This window comes from Psychrobacter sp. PL19 (assembly GCF_017875835.1).
GTDB lineage: Bacteria > Pseudomonadota > Gammaproteobacteria > Pseudomonadales > Moraxellaceae > Psychrobacter.
In genome coordinates this window covers 2029174-2047420 of sequence record NZ_JAGING010000001.1, presented here as the reverse complement: position 1 = coordinate 2047420, position 18247 = coordinate 2029174, and the positions used below count along the sequence as shown (strand labels likewise).

Annotated in this window: 15 protein-coding genes and 1 pseudogene; 5 read left to right on the top strand and 11 right to left on the bottom strand. The window is 42.9% G+C overall.

The features are described 5' to 3' along the window. Positions 1–58 precede the first annotated feature (58 nt). Positions 59–667 (bottom strand): methylated-DNA--[protein]-cysteine S-methyltransferase, encoded by a 609-nt coding sequence (locus tag H4W00_RS08330; RefSeq protein WP_209957156.1) that lies wholly within the window; start codon positions 665–667, stop codon positions 59–61. A 51-nt stretch (positions 668–718) separates the two neighbouring features. Next, complete coding sequence (gene ftsY, locus H4W00_RS08325; RefSeq protein ID WP_209959090.1) at positions 719–1627, bottom strand: signal recognition particle-docking protein FtsY; 909 nt, start codon at positions 1625–1627, stop codon at positions 719–721. A gap of 910 nt (positions 1628–2537) precedes the next feature. Between ftsY and H4W00_RS08320 the strand changes: the two genes are divergently transcribed. From H4W00_RS08320 to H4W00_RS08310, 3 genes are all read left to right on the top strand, one after another. Beyond that, positions 2538–2735 carry a hypothetical protein gene (locus H4W00_RS08320; RefSeq protein WP_209957155.1) on the top strand — a complete coding sequence of 66 codons (198 nt, stop codon included), beginning with the start codon at positions 2538–2540 and terminating at the stop codon, positions 2733–2735. A gap of 466 nt (positions 2736–3201) precedes the next feature. Next, positions 3202–4692 carry a M16 family metallopeptidase gene (locus H4W00_RS08315; protein WP_209957154.1) on the top strand — a complete coding sequence of 497 codons (1491 nt, stop codon included), beginning with the start codon at positions 3202–3204 and terminating at the stop codon, positions 4690–4692. 183 nt (positions 4693–4875) lie between these two features. Then, positions 4876–6339, top strand: a complete 1464-nt coding sequence (locus H4W00_RS08310) for a M16 family metallopeptidase (protein WP_334684926.1) — start codon at positions 4876–4878, stop codon at positions 6337–6339. Positions 6340–6419: 80 nt separating this feature from the next. On the opposite strand, the gene H4W00_RS08305 is transcribed toward H4W00_RS08310, so the two are convergent. Both H4W00_RS08305 and H4W00_RS08300 read right to left on the bottom strand, forming a co-directional pair. Then, positions 6420–6929 carry a hypothetical protein gene (locus H4W00_RS08305; RefSeq protein WP_209957151.1) on the bottom strand — a complete coding sequence of 170 codons (510 nt, stop codon included), beginning with the start codon at positions 6927–6929 and terminating at the stop codon, positions 6420–6422. A gap of 352 nt (positions 6930–7281) precedes the next feature. Continuing rightward, the gene (locus H4W00_RS08300) at positions 7282–8313 is read right to left on the bottom strand and encodes a D-Ala-D-Ala carboxypeptidase family metallohydrolase (protein WP_209957149.1); all 1032 of its coding nucleotides are present in this window, start codon (positions 8311–8313) and stop codon (positions 7282–7284) included. Between the two features lie 276 nt (positions 8314–8589). Here H4W00_RS08300 and rodA point away from each other — a divergent pair, with 276 nt between their 5' ends. Together rodA and H4W00_RS12755 are read left to right on the top strand one after the other, a co-directional pair. Next, positions 8590–9732, top strand: coding sequence for a rod shape-determining protein RodA (gene rodA, locus H4W00_RS08295; RefSeq protein WP_209957147.1), 1143 nt, complete (start codon positions 8590–8592; stop codon positions 9730–9732). 1316 nt (positions 9733–11048) lie between these two features. Continuing rightward, positions 11049–11390: pseudogene (locus tag H4W00_RS12755) on the top strand (septal ring lytic transglycosylase RlpA family protein); the annotation flags it as partial. A gap of 258 nt (positions 11391–11648) precedes the next feature. On the opposite strand, the gene radA reads toward H4W00_RS12755, so the two are convergent. From radA to hfq, 7 genes are all read right to left on the bottom strand, one after another. After that, positions 11649–13094 carry a DNA repair protein RadA gene (gene radA / locus H4W00_RS08285; protein WP_209957142.1) on the bottom strand — a complete coding sequence of 482 codons (1446 nt, stop codon included), beginning with the start codon at positions 13092–13094 and terminating at the stop codon, positions 11649–11651. Positions 13095–13375: 281 nt separating this feature from the next. After that, a complete protein-coding gene (gene lptB, locus H4W00_RS08280; RefSeq protein ID WP_209959086.1) occupies positions 13376–14086 on the bottom strand; it encodes an LPS export ABC transporter ATP-binding protein in 711 nt (236 codons plus the stop codon). 132 nt (positions 14087–14218) lie between these two features. Then, on the bottom strand, positions 14219–14788 hold the full coding sequence (lptA, locus tag H4W00_RS08275) for a lipopolysaccharide transport periplasmic protein LptA (protein ID WP_209957140.1): 570 nt from the start codon (positions 14786–14788) through the stop codon (positions 14219–14221). Positions 14789–14947: 159 nt separating this feature from the next. Beyond that, a complete protein-coding gene (gene lptC / locus H4W00_RS08270) occupies positions 14948–15532 on the bottom strand; it encodes an LPS export ABC transporter periplasmic protein LptC (RefSeq protein WP_209957137.1) in 585 nt (194 codons plus the stop codon). Next, complete coding sequence (locus H4W00_RS08265) at positions 15529–16095, bottom strand: KdsC family phosphatase (RefSeq protein ID WP_209957135.1); 567 nt, start codon at positions 16093–16095, stop codon at positions 15529–15531. The genes lptC and H4W00_RS08265 overlap by 4 nt, the downstream gene beginning before the upstream one ends. Before the next feature lie 137 nt (positions 16096–16232). Beyond that, positions 16233–17225 carry a KpsF/GutQ family sugar-phosphate isomerase gene (locus H4W00_RS08260; RefSeq protein ID WP_209957132.1) on the bottom strand — a complete coding sequence of 331 codons (993 nt, stop codon included), beginning with the start codon at positions 17223–17225 and terminating at the stop codon, positions 16233–16235. Between the two features lie 232 nt (positions 17226–17457). Then, a complete protein-coding gene (gene hfq, locus H4W00_RS08255) occupies positions 17458–18030 on the bottom strand; it encodes an RNA chaperone Hfq (protein WP_209957130.1) in 573 nt (190 codons plus the stop codon). Positions 18031–18247 lie beyond the last annotated feature (217 nt).

The following is an 18247-nucleotide window of genomic DNA, read 5'->3' as shown; positions in this document are numbered from 1 at the left end:
GTTTAATGACGCTTGGCTTTTTTCAATTACGTATGAAATTAAATATTTTGCCACAACTTCATGCTTTACAGGTAATGCCTTCAAGCGCGAGCAGATATTCCTTTTTATCCAACCCACCTGTATAACCGCCGAGCTTACCATCACTGGCAATCACCCGATGACAAGGAATAGTCACGCTAAATGGGTTTTTACCATTAGCGTTAGCGACAGCTCGAAATGCCGTGGGCTGGCCAATATTATCAGCTAATTTAGCGTAACTGATGGTTTGACCATAAGGTATTTTTTGTAGCGCTCTCCATACCTTTTGTTGAAACTCAGTACCTAGGGTGGTATCAATCGGCAAGTCAAAGCTACGGCGTGTTCCTTGCAGGTATTGCTGCAATTGGGCAATACTGGTTAATAGTAGCTGCTGCTCGATGCAGCCAGAAACAAGCTGCTCAGCCTCTACAAACTCAGTATCCATAATGTCAAAATTATAATGCTTCGCCAAAGAGGATAGCTTAATTTTATCTTGCCAATGCTCATCTGCTCCTAACCATTTACACCAAACTAACTTTGCCGTACCGTCGATAGTATGACTGCCCAGCAATAGTGCCGCCTTAGACAGTTGCTCATTATCATGGTGATAAGCAGCAATATCGGGCACTGTAACGTGCGTTATAATCATATTATCCACCCTACTAATAAGTATATTATCTATGCTAAGCCTAACTGATGTTTATTGCTCATCCGTCTCAAATAACGCGGCAACAAACTGTTTCGGACTAAACGCACGCAAATCATCAATCGTCTCGCCCACCCCAATATAGCGAATAGGAACATCTGTAGTTTCCGCGATATTAAACACGACGCCACCTTTAGCCGTACCATCTAGTTTAGTGATCGTGATACCCGTTAGTGGCACCACTTTATTAAACAGTTCAACTTGATTGATAGCATTTTGTCCCGTGCCGGCATCAAGAATAATCATACCTTCATGCGGTGCAGTTGGATCAGATTTACGCATGACCCGCACTACTTTTTCAAGCTCCGTCATCAGGTGGGTTTTATTTTGTAGGCGCCCAGCAGTATCTGCTATTAGTACGTCAATATTTTTTGCTTTAGCAGACTGCATCGCATCGAAGATTACCGAAGCGCTGTCGGAACCGTGACCTTGCGCGACCACCGGAATATTATTACGCTCGCCCCAAATTTGTAGCTGTTCAGTAGCGGCGGCGCGGAAGGTATCACCAGCAGCCAGCATGACTGACTTACCCTCACCTTGCAAACGCTTGGCCAGCTTACCAATAGTAGTAGTCTTGCCCACACCATTGACACCGACCACTAAGATAACAAATGGTTTTTTGCTGCTATCAATAATGAGCGGCGCCACTTTTGGCGTTAGGATGTCGACCAGTTCAGTTTGTAATGCTTTATATAGAGAGTGGGCGTAAATCAAATCGCCACGCGTGGTTTGTTCAGTCAAGCTTTTGATAATACGATTGGTCGCATTAACCCCAATATCGGCAACCAATAACTGATCTTCGACCTCTTCTAATAGCTCGTCATCAATCTCTTTACCACCGATAAGAATATTAACCATACCTTCAGCTAAATTCTTACGCGATTTGGTCAGTCCCGACTTCATGCGGTTAAACCAGCTGCCTTTTTGACGGCCTTGCGGTTCATCTTCTAGTTCTACTTCAGACGGCTCTACTTTAGATAGTTCAGCGTCACCACTTTTAGACTGAGCACTGCCATTATCGCCTAACTGTTCTTGCAGAGGCATTAACGGTGTGACCGCTGGCGCGGTTTCGTCTTTTAGCGGAGTGTCTGTGTCTGGCTGGTTCTTTAGCTGACTGTCACTAGGCGCTGTACTTTCAATCTTACTTTTGACTTCTGGTGACACGATCGGTGTGCCTAATGCGATATCTTCTGCCGCATCAGGGCTTAGAGATTCGGTGCTTGAAGGTTCTGTGATCAGATGTTCTGTGCCTAGTGCTTGTGAGTCTACTGTCTTAGCCTCTTGTGGCTTTTCCTGGGCGCTATTGTCACCGGATATTTGAGTTTCAGACTGAGAGTCTTGCTCATCAATAATGGGCACAGATTGCGTCGGCATACTAGGTAAAGTGATATCATCATCATCTAGATCATCAAGGTTACCATCTAGATTGATGACGACGCGATTGCTATTATTTACATTATTCATGAGCGGGCCCTAAAAGTTATCAATGTCAGTAAGCTGTTTGTTATTCAATAAGCTGTTTGTTATTCAATAAGCTGTTTATTGCAAAGTCGTTGTTTGTAGCATTCCAAATGAGAAATGATTTTTGTCATAGTTTAGCATAATTCAGACTACCCTCATTCAACACAATAATAGAGGATTGCTAAGTGATACAAATACTCTCAGAAAGCTTGTATTAAGGTTTGGACACAAAAATATGACCCTTGCTAGGTTAAACTTCGCTACAGTTTGCTAGTCTTCATTACGCTATTATTTGGTATTGAGTCGTGAGCCAGCTGCCGGTCTTTATGCCGGTCTTTTACTAGGAACTTTTATGCCATCAATGATGCAGTCTTATTTGCCCCGTCAGACGCCAAAAACTCAGACCTCCACAGTAAACTCTAAAAAATGGATACGGGCCAGTTTAATGTTTACCATAGTAGCATCAGTCTTTTTAACGACCGGTTGTAGCACTACCCACGAGTTTAAGCCAACCGCTACTGTCCTAGTCGGTGCCCATAAGTCGTTGTAACACTTTTTATTACAAAATTTAGTGATTGCAGGTTTTGGTTATTGCAGGTTTTAGCACTAATATGTTCAATCGTCATTTTTATAAGTAGACCCTATCATGTCGTCTTCAATGCAGTCACACTTATCAAAACCCGTACATTTATTGGGATGCAAATATCAATCGAAAGATATCAAAAACATGAACGCTACTAAAATAACCTTGCCACTCATTATCGCTGTTTTATCTTTTTTGACGGTAGGTTGTAACACGCTGCAAGCGCTCGAACCAACAGCCATTTTAATTTCTGATATAAAGAATGCTTTATAATACAGCTTATCGCTATTTTTAAAGTTGCTGTTTTTTAGAGATACTGTTTTTTAGAGATACTATGTTTTAAAGTCACTATGTTTCAAAGTCACTATATTTCAAAGTCACTATATTTTACAGTCACTACATTCAATCGTCATTTTTATAAGTAGAACATACTATGTCACCATCTATAACGTTGCGCATTGCTTGTACCCTAGCGCTATCTTTAACATCGGTCGCTACCCTGACTGCTTGTCAAACCACTACCCTTAAGCAAACAACACAATCTGATGTGACAGCTGTCATGCCAGCGTTAGAAATATCCAATTCGAGTGATAAATCAGACTTAGCGATAGACATGTCAGGGCGTCATGAATTTCAGCTAGATAATGGCCTAAAAATTATTGTTAAAGAAGACCATCGCGCGCCGGTAGTGATGACTCAAATCTGGTATCGAGTGGGCTCGACAGATGAACCTCTCGATAAAGGCGGTATCTCCCACTTACTTGAGCATATGATGTTTAAGGGTACAAGCAATGTATCAAGCGATGACTATGAACGCTTGATTGCCAAGTTTGGCGGGGTCAATAATGCCTTTACCAGTTATGACTATACCGGCTATTACGAGCTGTTTCCGGCCAATCGCCTGCCATTAGCACTAGAGCTAGAAGCGGACCGTATGACCAACTTGATCTTTGATGAGGCCGCCTTTGCAAAAGAGCATCAAGTGGTTATGGAAGAGCGCCGCCAACGTACCGATGACAATCCCCTTGCTAAAGCATATGAGTCATTTCGCTTGCTAGCCCTACCTGATAGCCCTAAAGGTGAGTCGGTCATTGGACCGATGGCAGAGCTTAAATCAATTGAACTGTCGGAGTTGAAAGACTGGTATAAGACCTGGTACGCGCCCAATAACGCCACCCTAGTCATTGTGGGTGATGTTGAGCCACAAGAAGTGTTAGCGCAAGTTAAACGTTATTTTGGCAAGCTACCTACCAGCAAGCTTCCTAAGCGGCCAGCAGTGAGCCAACCAGGGTTTCGTGGTTATAAGCAAGTGAACTCCGAGCAAGCGGTACAGGTACCGGTGTTATTGATGGGGTATAACGTACCCAGTTTACTGACCGCTGGCGCAGAGGGTGAAAAACAAGCCTACGCCTTATCGCTTGCCCAAGATGTCCTAGATGGTGGTCTATCAGCGCGCCTAGAGAGCAGATTGATACGTGAGCGAGGACTGTTGACAACGGTTGGCACCTCTTATAACTTACTAGATCGTGGTGATGGGTTGTTTTTGGTTCAAGCGACACCGCGTGAAGGCGTGAGCTTGGAGCAGGTGCAGCAGGCTATCATGACTGAAATTGATAAGCTTGGCACCGACCCGATTCAAGCTGATGAGATTAGTCGCGCGAAGACCAATACCGTCACCGGACTAATTTATGCGCAAGACAGTATGGAAGGACAAGCACGCATGATTGGCTCTCTACAATCTATCGGGCTTGATGACCGCCTACTGGCGACTCTACCTACCAAACTTGACGGCATAACAGTTGCTGATATTCAAGCGGCTAGTAAAAAGTATCTGATAAAAGATAATTTGACAGTGATGCATATCATACCGCCTAAAGACGAAAAGGCTCAAGTTGAAGCAAGCAAGTCTGAAGATAATAACTAGAAATAAATTCCAAAACTAGCTCTAACTATACTTTTTGCGCTATGCCACTTTTCTAAGAACACTTATACTAAGAAGAAAGATATGACTCATAAGACTTCTAAATTCACGACAAAGAAAACAGCTCTAGCCCACATACCAAACTCAACACGGTCAACAGTTTCTAAATCTAAGCAGCTGTCCTATATGAGTATGGGTATAGCTATAGGCTTAGTAACGTTGACTCTGCCCGCTTATGCAGATTCTGCTGGTGCAACGGACGCGCGCGCCTCATCAGCTGCAATCGACGCCAATGCACCCATTGCAGCCTTGTCGAAACTGAGTAGCCTTGATAACGTCAAACCTTTACAAGTGACCGTGCCGAATGTTGAACATTTTAAAACCACAGCGGGCGTTCCAGTGTCTTTTGTACGCGCGGCAGCATTACCTATTGTCGATATAGATTTACGCTTCAATGCTGGTAGCGCCCGTGATGGTGATGTACGTTCAGAGGGCTTTGGTATTGCTAATATGACCGCCACTATGCTCACTCAGGGTACCCAGAGCTTAGACGAGAACGAATTTACCCGCGCGGTTGAAACCTTGGGTATTAATCTAAGTAGTGGTGCGTACAAAGATATGTTTATCGTCTCACTGCGCAGTCTATCTGACGATAAGCACCTACTACCGGCCGTTGACTTGATGACTCAAATGCTGACTAAACCAACCTTTGATCCAGAAATCCTCGCGCGTAATAAAGCACGTTTATTGGTTGGATTACAGCAACAAAAACAGGACCCCAGCAGCCTTGCCAGCCTTGCTTTTAGCCAAGCATTATATGGTAAACACCCTTATGCGCACCCCTCTTCCGGTACGCTCGAAAGTGTACCAAGTATTGTAAGAAAGGACTTAACGGACTTTCAAAAAAACTATTTAGTGGCAGCTAATGCCTCGCTTGCCATGACTGGTAATTTAACACTAGTTCAAGCTAAAGCGCTTGCTGAAGAGGTTACTGCTAACCTGCCTATCGGCAAGGCTGCCGCTGTCTTGCCCGAACCTAAAACTCTCGACAAAGCACAGCGTATCCATATCCCTTTCCCAAGCTCTCAGACCACAGTATTGATGGGGCAATTGGGCGATAAACGCGCCACTGACCCTAAAGCACAGCAGCAACAGACTAACTTTGCGATTGGTAATGACGTATTGGCAGGTGGCGATTTTAATGCGCGGTTAATGACCGAAATTCGCCAAAATCTTGGTTATACTTATGGTATTTCAGGATCTATGAGTCCAATGCTAGCGCGTGGGCCCTATCAAATTGGCTTTGCTACTCGCAATGACAAGGCACGTGCAGCGATTGACGCCAGTCTAGACGTTATCAATGACACTTTAGACCAGGGTATCACCAGCGCTGAGATGCGTCTGACTACCGATAATCTAAAGAATAGCTTTCCGATGAGTTTTGCCAGTAATGCGGGGATAAACAGCTTACTCGGAATGATGAATTTTTATCAACTGCCAGACAGTTACTTGACCGATTATGTCAACCGTATTGATCGAGTGCAGTTAGCGGGGGTTAACCAGACCATGCGCGATACCCTTAAGCCAGATAAATTTTTGATTGTGACGGTTGGGCAAGATGATCCTTGGCAGAAAAACGCTGATAAATAGGCTTATAAAGCGTTGATGATAAAAAGAGTAGTATAGATAACAGCTTGTAAGAACATACTGCTATTCGTTGATATAGTAGCTTAGTCAGTAACGGTTACGGCCACATCATAAACTAAGCGTTGCGGTTTATAGGTCACGCCATTATAGGCCAAGCGAATGACGTGTCTGTCATAGGAGGCGACCTGATAATCACCATTGGCGAAGTCATGCAAAGTCGGCACAATCAATAAGGCTTCGATTTGTTGGTTATCAAGAGCGACTGCGATATGTTGTCCAGTTTGCGGATATAAGAAGTAATCACAATAGTTGTCTACCATGACTTCAGCGCTGCGCTTGATAGTATTATTGTCCACGTCTTTTTGTAGTAACTTGGGACAGATATCAGCGTGCTTGGATGCCAAACGCGCATAAGAGTTATTGATACCGTCTTCAATACCTTGTTGACTCTTATGGGCAGTCGCCGCTTTGATATCAGCTTTTTTTTCGGGAGACGTGTCTGGACTACAGGCGTTGCTAAGAAAAACTGTGAGAATAGCCGCGCTGAGCAGGGCTATGTACAAAGGGTTTGATGGCAAAATAATTGGTTCCATGACGTTTAACTTACGAAATCTTACTATAGCCGAGCATAGATTTTTTATAAATATCACTCAGGACAAACCTGTTTATCTTATTTTTATTATAAAACACAGCGTTAAAAAATAAAATGCTTATAGAATTAATTATTAAGAACAATTATTATAAAATATAGCGTCCTAGGATGTTATTGCTTTTAGCAGCATGTAAATTTATTAGTCCTTATTTTACCTTTTCTTGTCTCAAATTGACTCTTTATGTCAAAAATTGAGTCTTTGTAAGCGGTATGTTATCTATTTTTGAGTAAGTTCTATTCGATAGCTGGGCTTGTCTTTATCAATATGTCTTTACAAGTTGAGATTTATCGGTCTAATAGCGACATGCAGAGCTGCTACTGGCATGATTAAAACCCCATTTACGATAACCTTGGCTATCTAGATGAATGGCACCCGTCGAATAGAGTCCAAGCCCAAAGTTATAAGACTCGCCTTGATACTGCCAGAACTGACACAAACTATCCTGCATATTATTGAGTCGCCATAAATTATTCTCGTATTCAGGCACCCAAATATCTATCGCTCCTGCGGTCATGTGCTTACTACCATCAGCGCCACCCGCACAACCATTGAGACCCGGACTACGATATACCGAACGAATTTCACTGCTTGCGGGTAAAATTCCTTGGATTTTTAGCGCACTATACAGCCGTAACGTAGGTACAATATTTGACCACAGCTCTTGCGGCGGTAGCTGATACGGCTCGTAGCCGCATTTATCCCAGCTACGGGCAGTCGTCAATAGCTGAGAGAGTGGTGGGACGTTTTGAGCGCCAACTTGTGAGCTGAGGTAGCCTTGATAGTTATTTACTTGCTGGGCACGGTAACGGTCGCTATTGAGCCAACTGTTAAAATCCACAGCAACAGGGTTATTATAGCTATTATTGTTAGTGCTATAGGTAGTGTTGTAAGTCGACGTACGCCTATTTATATTAACGCGCTGGCTTTCTTCTATGGATAGCTTGGCATCATACTCAAACTCGCGCTGTTTTTGTTGGATAAGCCCTTGCAAGCTATCGCCGCTTAGCCTATTGCTACTCAAAATAGTAACGCCGCTGGCGCTATCATTTACTGCACCAGTAGCAGGTGCGATATAAGCGTTACTGCTGCCGCTATTACTATTACTGCCATAGCGTACTTCAATGCGGCGCTCGCTATTATCACTTATAATAGCCGCCTGTACGCTGATACTGCCAGTACAGACAAGCAAGGCAATCACGGGCTTAGCAATAGTAGAGAAAAAAGTTTTTAAAGGTGGTACCCATGCTGATGTCAGCTGATTATTAGCAGTGTTGTGAGCAGAATTATAGATATGGCTATGGGCATGATTTTTTATATTTGTCATTGCGGGCAACTACTACTAAAAACATTTTATCGATACTATCAAATTTTGCTCAAGCAGGCTAAACTATTGACTCTAATGAACCACAACGCGTTTATTAGTAACACTTATCCTTATAATTTTTATAGTTACGTTACTTTCTTACCATCACGTTACTTTATTCATTACCATTTATTGAAATCAACGACTTGGCATTACCGCCTTAAAGCCACTGGCTGATCGCTAATTTTTTAATTAATATAACTTTTGCTAACGCTAATTTTTAATCCTATTCTGCCTATGTCTTCTAGCCCGCAGTATCGCTTTTCGCGCCAAAGCCATCACCTTGGTCAACGTCATGAACAAACGCTATGGCAGCGTATTCATGTTGATCCCTGGTTGACCCTACTTTTACTAACCGTTTGCTGCATTGGTTTAACAATCTTGTATAGTGCCTCGAGCCAAGACAACAGCATGGTCATCCGCCAGATTGTTAGTTATGGCGTGGCGTTTGGGGTGATGTTTGCCATGGCGCAAGTGCCGCCCAGTATTTACCGCGCTTTTACGCCTGTATTTTATGTCTTAGGCTTGGTGCTGCTGGTGCTGGTTGACATCATTGGCGAGGTGCGGATGGGTGCGCAACGCTGGATTAATTTGCCAGGTTTTGGCAGTGTGCAGCCCTCAGAATTTATGAAACTTGGTATGCCAATGATGTGTGCCTGGTTTTTATCCAAGCGCGATCTGCCACCGTCGTTATCTAGTGTTGCGATAACGCTGGGCCTTATTGCCATTCCAGTATTATTAATCGCTAGAGAGCCTGATCTTGGCACCTCGCTGTTAGTAGCCGCCAGTGGTTTATTCGTGTTGTTTTTGGCAGGGCTGTCATGGTGGATGATCTCAGGCGCGCTAGCGCTATCGGTACCCTTAGTAACCTTTGTTTGGCACTTTTTATTACATGATTACCAGCGCACGCGGGTATTAACCTTGTTCAATCCTGAAGCTGATGTTCAAGGCGCTGGCTGGAATATTATTCAGTCCAAAACCGCGATCGGTTCAGGTGGTCTTACCGGAAAAGGTTATTTAGAAGGCACACAGTCGCACCTACACTTTTTGCCAGAGGGCCATACCGACTTTATTATTGCCGCTTTCTCTGAAGAGTTCGGTCTATTAGGCGTGATACTGCTAATGTTTATTTATGCTTGTCTACTGACACGCGCATTATATATTGCCTTTACCCACCCTGATACTTATAGCCGATTGTTAGCAGGCGCTATTGCCATGTCATTTTTTGTTTACGTGTTTGTTAATGTTGGCATGGTCGGTGGTATTTTGCCAGTCGTTGGTGTTCCTCTACCCTTTATCAGTTATGGGGGCACCGCAATTGTAACTTTGATGGCCGGGTTTGGATTACTGATGTCAATTAACACCCATACATCGAGCTAACTGGCTGCTTCCATATCAACAAATAATGCCTAAATTGAATAATAAATAGTGAGTGATAACGAAAAACAGCCAGTCATTTTAAGGCTTAAAATAGCTTTAGAATATCTTTAAGGCATCTTTAGGGTGGATTTTGGGGTCTTAAAACAACAGTTTGAGAGCACTAAATAAAAGCCTTGAAAAAATAAAACTAAGCTAATAGTACCCTTAAGATGGAAACATAGAAAACGGACAAGTATTGATTATAACGTGGTAAATAGAGTTATTTAAGCCAATGTAATATTAAATAATAATCTTTTATTTGTACTTTTCTCTGAATAATCCTTTTAGATAACCATGTTCTATTTCGTGTTATCGGTCTTGCAAGCTATTGTTTTTATTAGGTTAATATAAACAATAGTTGTACCTTTGTCTCCTTAATAGCACAGCTATTGTTAATGAATTCTTATGAGTTTTAATACTTGTTTTTTACAAAAATTTGCGTTACTCTCGTTTCACTGTACTTCGATACATAATCTGTACACAGCTACTAACAAAGTTAGCATTTAATTATATTCGAGTTGCAGCTTATCAGTATAGTTGGCAGATTATAAAACCTGAGCTTTCAAATACACTACTTAATTAACGGTTTACCAACAAAGCAACAGGCAAAACCTCTTAAACCTTTTATTAATTTAGCGTTATAAAAAAGCTCATATACTAGACAAATATAGCGTAGTATCAGCATTGAACTTATCAAACTCTTCTAGTGCCGATAGTACGTATTTTGTTGATGTTGCTAACCCACACTCGAGCCTATCATAAGTGTCTGCAGATATTTGTTACCGTCTGCAAGACTATAATGATGAAACGAAAAACTTACCATATTTTAGAAGCTATAAAAGCCAGTATTCAGTACCAATTCTTATAAACCATTATAGTTATAAATTATTATAGATTGGTTCAGAGGCTTTAGAGCATGCGGTCGTGTTAGGTTGGTCTAACGCTACCACGCGCCATCTAATATTTTTAGATTGGCTCCTAATGTATATGTTATAGAGGTATTTATGAATAAGCGTTTATCTGGTCTACTTACAATGTCAGTGTTTTTGTTTGCTGGCTCTACAATAGCCTCCAATGCCAATGCCGTAGAAGCAAAAAACACTCTTGCGACCTTGTCTCAAGATAACGCCTCTCATATCGACCGTGTACTAAGTGAGCTTACTCGTCAGCACGATGGTGCATCAAGCTTAGTTAAATCAGCCCGCCAGCCAGCATCATTGGCGATTAACAGTTCATTACTGGCCAAAGATACTACCCAATTATCCAATGATGATGACGTATTAGAGCGTCTAACCGCGGTAGCATCTAACTCCGTCAGTAAATTTAAGCAAGCGGGTCTAGCCTCTTGGTATGGTCGTAAGTTTCATGGTCGCAAGACAGCTAGTGGTGATATCTTCGATATGAATGGTTTAACCGCTGCTCATCGTTCGCTACCTTTGAACTGCTATGTCAAAGTGACTAACAAGACTAATGGTAAAAGTGTGGTGGTAAAAGTCAATGATCGTGGCCCATTCTCAGGTAACCGTGTATTAGATCTGTCTTATGGCGCTGCTAAGCAGTTAGGTATGACTGCCAAAGGCGTTGGTAACGTCTCAATTGAACGCGTTTCAGGGCCGTAGATTTAAAGAGCCCCTTAGCTATATAGATCTAAACAATAAAAAAAGCGTCTAACTTGTAAGAAGTTAGGCGCTTTTTTTATCTATTTTATTTTAAATTTTTTAAGTATAGATCATTTAATTGTCGTTCACTGGATTATCGATGGTTTGATTATCGATGACAAACAGTAGCGCTTTATAGTCAGTTTACAATAAAAGAGAGTCGTGTATAGCACTGTGTCTTTTTTAAATTGAATCGACTGTATAATAAGCAGACTATCGCTATAGCTCAAATGCGCGTTCAATAGCGTCATCAAGCCGCTCTACCGCTATTACAGTAATACCCTTAAATTGAGCAGCATTAGCGGCAGGTGCATTAGGCTTAGGAACGATAGCATGGGTAAAGCCATGCTTCATTGCTTCTTTTAAGCGCTCCTGTCCGTTGGGAACAGGACGAATTTCACCGGATAAACCCACTTCGCCGAAGACGGCTAATGAGGACGGTAGTGCTTTTTCTTTAATACTAGAGGCACAAGCCAGTAGTACAGCCAGATCAGAGCCAGTTTCCATTACCTTTACCCCGCCAACGACGTTGACATAGACGTCTTGTCCGCTAGTATGGATACCACCATGCCGATGCATAACCGCAAGCAGCATTGATAAACGCTGAAAATCTAGCCCAAGTGCCATACGCCTTGGCTGTCCTTGTGAGTCATCAACTAGCGCCTGTACCTCGACTAACAAGGGGCGTGTACCTTCGCGGCTGACCATCACTACTGAACCGGCGACTGGCTTGTCATAACGACTTAAAAAGATGGCAGATGGATTGGCCACTTCCTTGAGTCCCATATCAGTCATACCAAAAATACCCAATTCATTAACCGCACCAAAGCGATTTTTGACCGCGCGAATCATACGAAAGCGTGAGTCAGACTGCCCTTCAAAGTATAATACAGTATCCACCATATGTTCGAGCACCCGTGGGCCTGCCAGCGTGCCTTCTTTGGTGACATGACCCACCAGAAACAGTGAGGTACCAGTTTGCTTAGCGTAGCGGGTCAGAATAGAGGCAGACTCACGAATTTGACTGACACCGCCTGGCGCAGAATTAATCGCATCGGTATAAATGGTCTGAATGGAGTCAATAATAGCAATGGCCGGCTGCTCTTGAGTTAATGCCGCACAAATGGTTTCTACATTGGTTTCGGCCAAGACCCGCAATCGATCTGCGGGTAACTCTAACCGCCTAGCACGCATCGCTACTTGCGCGAGTGACTCTTCACCAGTGACATAAAGCGCACTACCTGCCAATGAATCAGCACGCGCCATATTAGTAGCCGTTTGGAGCAGTATGGTTGATTTACCAATACCTGGATCACCACCTATCAGCACCACTGAACCGGCAACCAGGCCACCGCCCAGCACGCGATCAAACTCACCAATCCCTGTCGACATACGCGCATCTAAAGACACACTCACCGCATTAAGGGGCATGACCGCACTATGTGTGCCAGAATAGTTCCCAGCAGGTGCTACGCTGCCGTTGCCCGTACTACGAGGAGCAGCGCGAACAGCGGGTTTAGCCGTAGTTTTATTATGGTGCGGCATACTGACATTGGGCGCTTCAATTAAACTGTTCCATTCGCCACAATCAGAACACTGTCCCGCCCACTTACCAAAATGAGCACCACAATGCTGGCAAACATAGCTAGTTTTATTTTTTGACATAGTATATGAGCCTTATTCGGGGTATCAATTAATGATGGATAATGGGATATCGTTACGCTTATTCAAGTCACTGTTTAGGTTACGAGTAAGCGGTAGTCGCTTATGACAAAGCATTGGCTTATAGAATATTAGCGATTGCTAGCAGAGGCAGCTATCAATATTTAAGATCGATAGTGATAGCTAAGAGAGATGATAATAAATATTAAGATGCGATGAGCAATGTCCGTTTCGATACATAAAGTTAATTCCAGCACATATCAGACTGATAGCGACCGACGGCTTTATACTTGGAAGTCTTTACCTAAATAAACAGATTTGACTAAATCATTGTCTAAAATGTCTTCTGGTGTGCCCTCAGCAATAATAGCCCCTTCTGAAACGATATAGGCCTTTTCGCAAATAGCTAATGTATCACGAACATTATGATCAGTGATTAACACCCCAATACCACGATTTTTTAGAGTTAAGATTACCTCTTTAATGTCACCAACCGAGATAGGATCAACCCCAGCAAAGGGCTCATCTAACAAAATAAACTTAGGGTCAGCAGCCAAGGCGCGCGCAATTTCGCAACGACGACGCTCACCACCTGAAACACTCATGCCTAAAGATTGACGCACGTGGCCTAAATTGAACTCGCCTATTAACTTTTCAAGCTCTTGACGCTGCTCGGCGGCACTCAATTCTGTACGCGTTTGCAAGATAGCCAAGATGTTATCCTCGATAGATAACTTGCGAAAAACAGAGGCTTCTTGTGGCAAATAGCCAATCCCCGCGCGTGCACGCTCATGCATGGCATATTTGGATAGGTCCATTTTACCTAGTGTGACGCGGCCTTTGTCCATGTTGACTAGGCCAACTACCATATAAAAACTAGTGGTCTTGCCCGCGCCGTTAGGGCCTAATAAGCCCACAACTTGGCCTTGCTCAACAGAGAACGACACATCCTTCACTACCCAACGTTTGCCATAGCGCTTACCTAAATTTTGCATGGTTAAACGTGCGACAGGTGCTGCATTACTGGTTGATACTAAAGGGTCAATACTTTTATCATCACTCATAACTTACTCATGCTATTGCAAAATTTAAGCGCTAACGCGTACTCATGATTTTATGTGTAGGGCTTAACGTATGCTGCTCTGATTGGCGTTATTATTGGGTGGGAATACCAGCTCTACTCGCTGATTGCCGCCAGCAGTCGCTTCCACATCACCCGCTTTTAGGCTATAGCGAATGACATTACCCGCAAAGCTCGCACCATTTTGTACCAGCTTGGCATTACCGGTTAAGGTGACGATACCGTTCACTGCATTGTAGTCAATTTTATTGGCTTGCCCTTTTGCTAAGCCTTTTTCTTGGGTTACAACCTGTTGCATAGTCGCGGGTCGTCCAGTCGCTACTGCCGAATTAATGCTGCGCTGCTGCGACAAATTTACCGTGATATTGTCAGCAGTCATCTTGAACGTGCCTTGGGTGATAATAACATTGCCAGAGTAGCTGGTAATCCCTGTGCTTTCACTATAAGTAGCTTTGTCTGCCAATAGTTTAATAGACTGGTTGGCATCTGATGGCAACGCGTGGCTATACAGTGGTAGCGCTAATAGCATTACCATCGGTAGTCTACGTACACCATGCGGTACTTGAATAGAGTAAGTCGATAACAAACGTAAAGCCGGCGAAAAGTTAAATTTCATAAACGATTACTCTTTTGATAATTAGTAAACAATGGCGGCTATATATAGTGGCTTTAAAAAATAATGGCTTTAAGGATATGGTGGCCATAAATAGTATTTTAAGGGTTTTTATCCTTTATTATAAATCATCTTAAGATAGGTTATAGGCGATTTTTATTCTTAAAACAGCGCTTTATCTTGGCGTTTAGCAGGGGTAAAGTTCACCGCTACCTGACCAAATTCATATTCGCCGGTTTCAAGATTGGCTTTCATACTGGATGCCTCAAAACGGTTCATACCTTGTTCAACTTTGACCGGTTCATCACTATAAACCTGCCGTGATTTGGTATTGCCTTTAAGCGTTTGACCAATCACCTTAATAGGCTCAATATTCGTCGCCCCTGCTTGGTCTTCACTGGCTAAAGTAAAACCACCCGCTAGACGTAACTCACCCGTTTGCTGATTAATGGTGGCACTGCCTGCCTCAATCTGGTAGCGCTGCTCAGCTGAAGGCTCCCAGTTCATGGTGATACCTGACATTTCATCCTGATTGGTTACTGGGTTATGAGTTAATGATTCCGCATTGAGTTCATACTCAGTTTCACCTTGCTCATTAGTCTGTACCGCCTTAATATCTGTGGCTTCATAATCAACATCGGTTGCTTCTATATTCACTGGCGGTGTTATCTCGCCTTGTTGCTGAAAAAACCAGCCAGCAATACCGGCAATGATTAAAGCCAGAACGATTAATACGCGGGTATTCACGACAAGTTATCCTGTATGTTAGCCTGAGTCTGCGTGCTATCAAGAGTATAGTGCGCGATGAAGTCTTGATAATGGCCGTGACCTTTTAAGATTAAATCACAGACTTCACGTACCGCACCAGTACCCCCTGCCCGAGTAGTAACCATGTCGCTGCGATTAATCACCTCCGAATGCGCATTCGATACAGTAGCGGCGAAACCAACGCTTTGCATCGCTTTTATATCAGGCAAGTCATCACCCATGTAGGCGCAATCAGTAATATCAATATCAAGGGTTGAAAGCAATTCGTTTAAAGCGATCAGCTTATCATCACGACCTTGTATCACATAGTCGACCCCCATCTCAGTGGCGCGTTTATTGACCATAGGACTGCTGCGACCAGTAATGATGGCGGTTAAAATACCATAACGTGCTAAAGACTTAACCCCTACACCATCTTGTACTGAGAATGCTTTGGTTTCAGTCCCATTAGCGTCATAAATAATCTGACCATTGGATAAAACACCATCGACATCCATTACTAGTAACTTTACTTGACCAGCTTTTTTTATTAGGTCTTGCATAATCCGTCTCTTATTAAAGGCTATTTTTTGAGCGTTATTTTTTATGAGTTAATAAGTGCTTATGGGTTAATAGGTATTATCAAGTACTGAGTATTTATAATTAGGCTTGATACTAAATTCATAATAGAGCAGCTTATTTATTTTACGCCCGCTTTTAGTAGATCATGTACGGTAATAATGGCTTCCAAACTGCCTTGCTCATCAATAACCAATAATTGACTGATAGAATTTTCGTTCATGACACTTAGCGCATCTGAGGCGCGCATGGTTTTACTGACTTGACGTGGATTAGTAATCATTAGCTCACGCATCGGGGTATTAAGATCAATGCCTTTTTCTAAACCTCGGCGCAGGTCACCATCAGTAAAGACCCCAACCACCTTTTCTTGGTCATCGGTCACAACCGTCATCCCTAAGCGGCCGTCAGTCATAGTAAATAGCGCTTTACATAATGGCGATTGCTGGTTAACCACTGGCAGATTCTCTGTTGTGGTATGCATCAGGTCCTCAACCCGCGTCAATAACTGACGCCCAAGTGCGCCTGCAGGATGAGACAACGCAAAGTCTTCTGAGGTAAAGTTGCGTGCATGTACCAGGGCGACTGCTAATGCGTCTCCCAACGCTAAGGTGGCAGTAGTACTTGAAGTAGGCGCTAGATTCAGCGGACAAGCTTCTTGCGATTTACCCAGAGTTAGCACAATGTCAGCTGCCCGCGGTAGCATACCGCGCTGATCTCGGCTAATACTGATTAAAGGAATACCTAAACGCTTGACCACTGGTAACAGCATTTTGATTTCGTTAGATTCACCAGAATTGGAGATAGCCAGCAGCACATCGCCTGGTACCAACATGCCCAAATCGCCATGCCCTGCCTCACCAGGATGCATAAAGAAAGCAGGCGTACCCGTAGAAGCAAAAGTCGCCGCTATCTTACGTCCAATCAGGCCAGACTTCCCCATTCCAGTCACTACCACTCGCCCTTTACAATCTAAAATGATATCGCAAGCCTGAGCAAACCGATCATCTATTTGTTCGGTCAGTAGTGCCAACGCTGCCTTTTCAGTATTGATGGCGTCGATAGCAGTACTAATAAATTGTTCATGGGTCAAATTATGTGGACGGTTACTCATGGATAGCTCAATACTTTTAATGAATCAATGATATATTTTACTATATTATAATCAATATTAATAATATAGTGCAAAATCTAGAACAACGTAGCTACAGTCGAAGATTATAGGGCTGTTTATACGAAAAAGACCCACTATAACTATAATAGCAGGTCTGTCTTTAATAGGTTATGCATTAATACTGTACGCTTGAGTGAAGCGCTTATTGAACCGCACTTTTATCTATTGTTATCTAATCATCGTTAGACTCATCTTTTGGTTTGTCATCAGAGTCAGGATTGTCAGTTGGCGCATCAAACCCACGGTCTTGACCAAAGCCGCCGCGCTCAAAGCCACGATCTTGGTTCTGACCCGGACTCTGACCAAAGCTACCACGTTCAAAGCCGCGATCTTGGCCCTGACTAAAGCCACCACGATTAAAACCGCTACGATTAGACGCAAAGCCGCGCTCTTCAAAACCACCCGCACTAGCGGCGCTAGTACCAGTAGTGCTCTCGCGCTCAAAACCACCACTCATGCTGCCACCTTGATAGCCAGCTGTACCTGTACTTTGGGCGGGCGTACTACTACCAGCAGCTGTCGTTGTTGTGCTACTACCACGGGGATTGCGCGCTGGTACAACTGTTGAAATAGCGTGTTTATATACCATCTGACTGACTGTATTTTTGAGCAGCACCACATATTGATCAAATGACTCAATCTGTCCTTGTAACTTAATACCATTAACTAAAAAAATAGACACAGGAATGCGATCTTTTCGCAGCGAGTTCAAGAACGGATCTTGTAGGGTTTGTCCTTTTGACATGAAATCTCTCCTAAATAGTATGTATAATTATAATTTAATGCTGGTTTAACTATAAGGGTTAGAAGCAGATACAATAATAAATTTTATTGACAAAACGTATCTAAATAAATGCTAAGTCTTCTTAAGTAATTCTACTCTATATTCAATACATTATTATTGTAAATAATTAAGTAACCAGTTGTTTCTATAACATATTTTATAAAAAACTATCAATTTA

Excerpts from the sequence above, each read along its gene's own strand:
- H4W00_RS08330 (WP_209957156.1), bottom strand. The coding sequence starts at position 667 with ATGATTATAACGCACGTTACAGTGCCCGATATTGCTGCTTATCACCAT.
- ftsY (WP_209959090.1), bottom strand. The coding sequence starts at position 1,627 with ATGAAGTCGGGACTGACCAAATCGCGTAAGAATTTAGCTGAAGGTATG.
- H4W00_RS08320 (WP_209957155.1), top strand. The coding sequence starts at position 2,538 with ATGCCATCAATGATGCAGTCTTATTTGCCCCGTCAGACGCCAAAAACT.
- H4W00_RS08315 (WP_209957154.1), top strand. The coding sequence starts at position 3,202 with ATGTCACCATCTATAACGTTGCGCATTGCTTGTACCCTAGCGCTATCT.
- H4W00_RS08310 (WP_334684926.1), top strand. The coding sequence starts at position 4,876 with ATGAGTATGGGTATAGCTATAGGCTTAGTAACGTTGACTCTGCCCGCT.
- H4W00_RS08305 (WP_209957151.1), bottom strand. The coding sequence starts at position 6,929 with ATGGAACCAATTATTTTGCCATCAAACCCTTTGTACATAGCCCTGCTC.
- H4W00_RS08300 (WP_209957149.1), bottom strand. The coding sequence starts at position 8,313 with ATGACAAATATAAAAAATCATGCCCATAGCCATATCTATAATTCTGCT.
- rodA (WP_209957147.1), top strand. The coding sequence starts at position 8,590 with ATGTCTTCTAGCCCGCAGTATCGCTTTTCGCGCCAAAGCCATCACCTT.
- radA (WP_209957142.1), bottom strand. The coding sequence starts at position 13,094 with ATGTCAAAAAATAAAACTAGCTATGTTTGCCAGCATTGTGGTGCTCAT.
- lptB (WP_209959086.1), bottom strand. The coding sequence starts at position 14,086 with ATGCAAAATTTAGGTAAGCGCTATGGCAAACGTTGGGTAGTGAAGGAT.
- lptA (WP_209957140.1), bottom strand. The coding sequence starts at position 14,788 with ATGAAATTTAACTTTTCGCCGGCTTTACGTTTGTTATCGACTTACTCT.
- H4W00_RS08265 (WP_209957135.1), bottom strand. The coding sequence starts at position 16,095 with ATGCAAGACCTAATAAAAAAAGCTGGTCAAGTAAAGTTACTAGTAATG.
- H4W00_RS08260 (WP_209957132.1), bottom strand. The coding sequence starts at position 17,225 with ATGAGTAACCGTCCACATAATTTGACCCATGAACAATTTATTAGTACT.
- hfq (WP_209957130.1), bottom strand. The coding sequence starts at position 18,030 with ATGTCAAAAGGACAAACCCTACAAGATCCGTTCTTGAACTCGCTGCGA.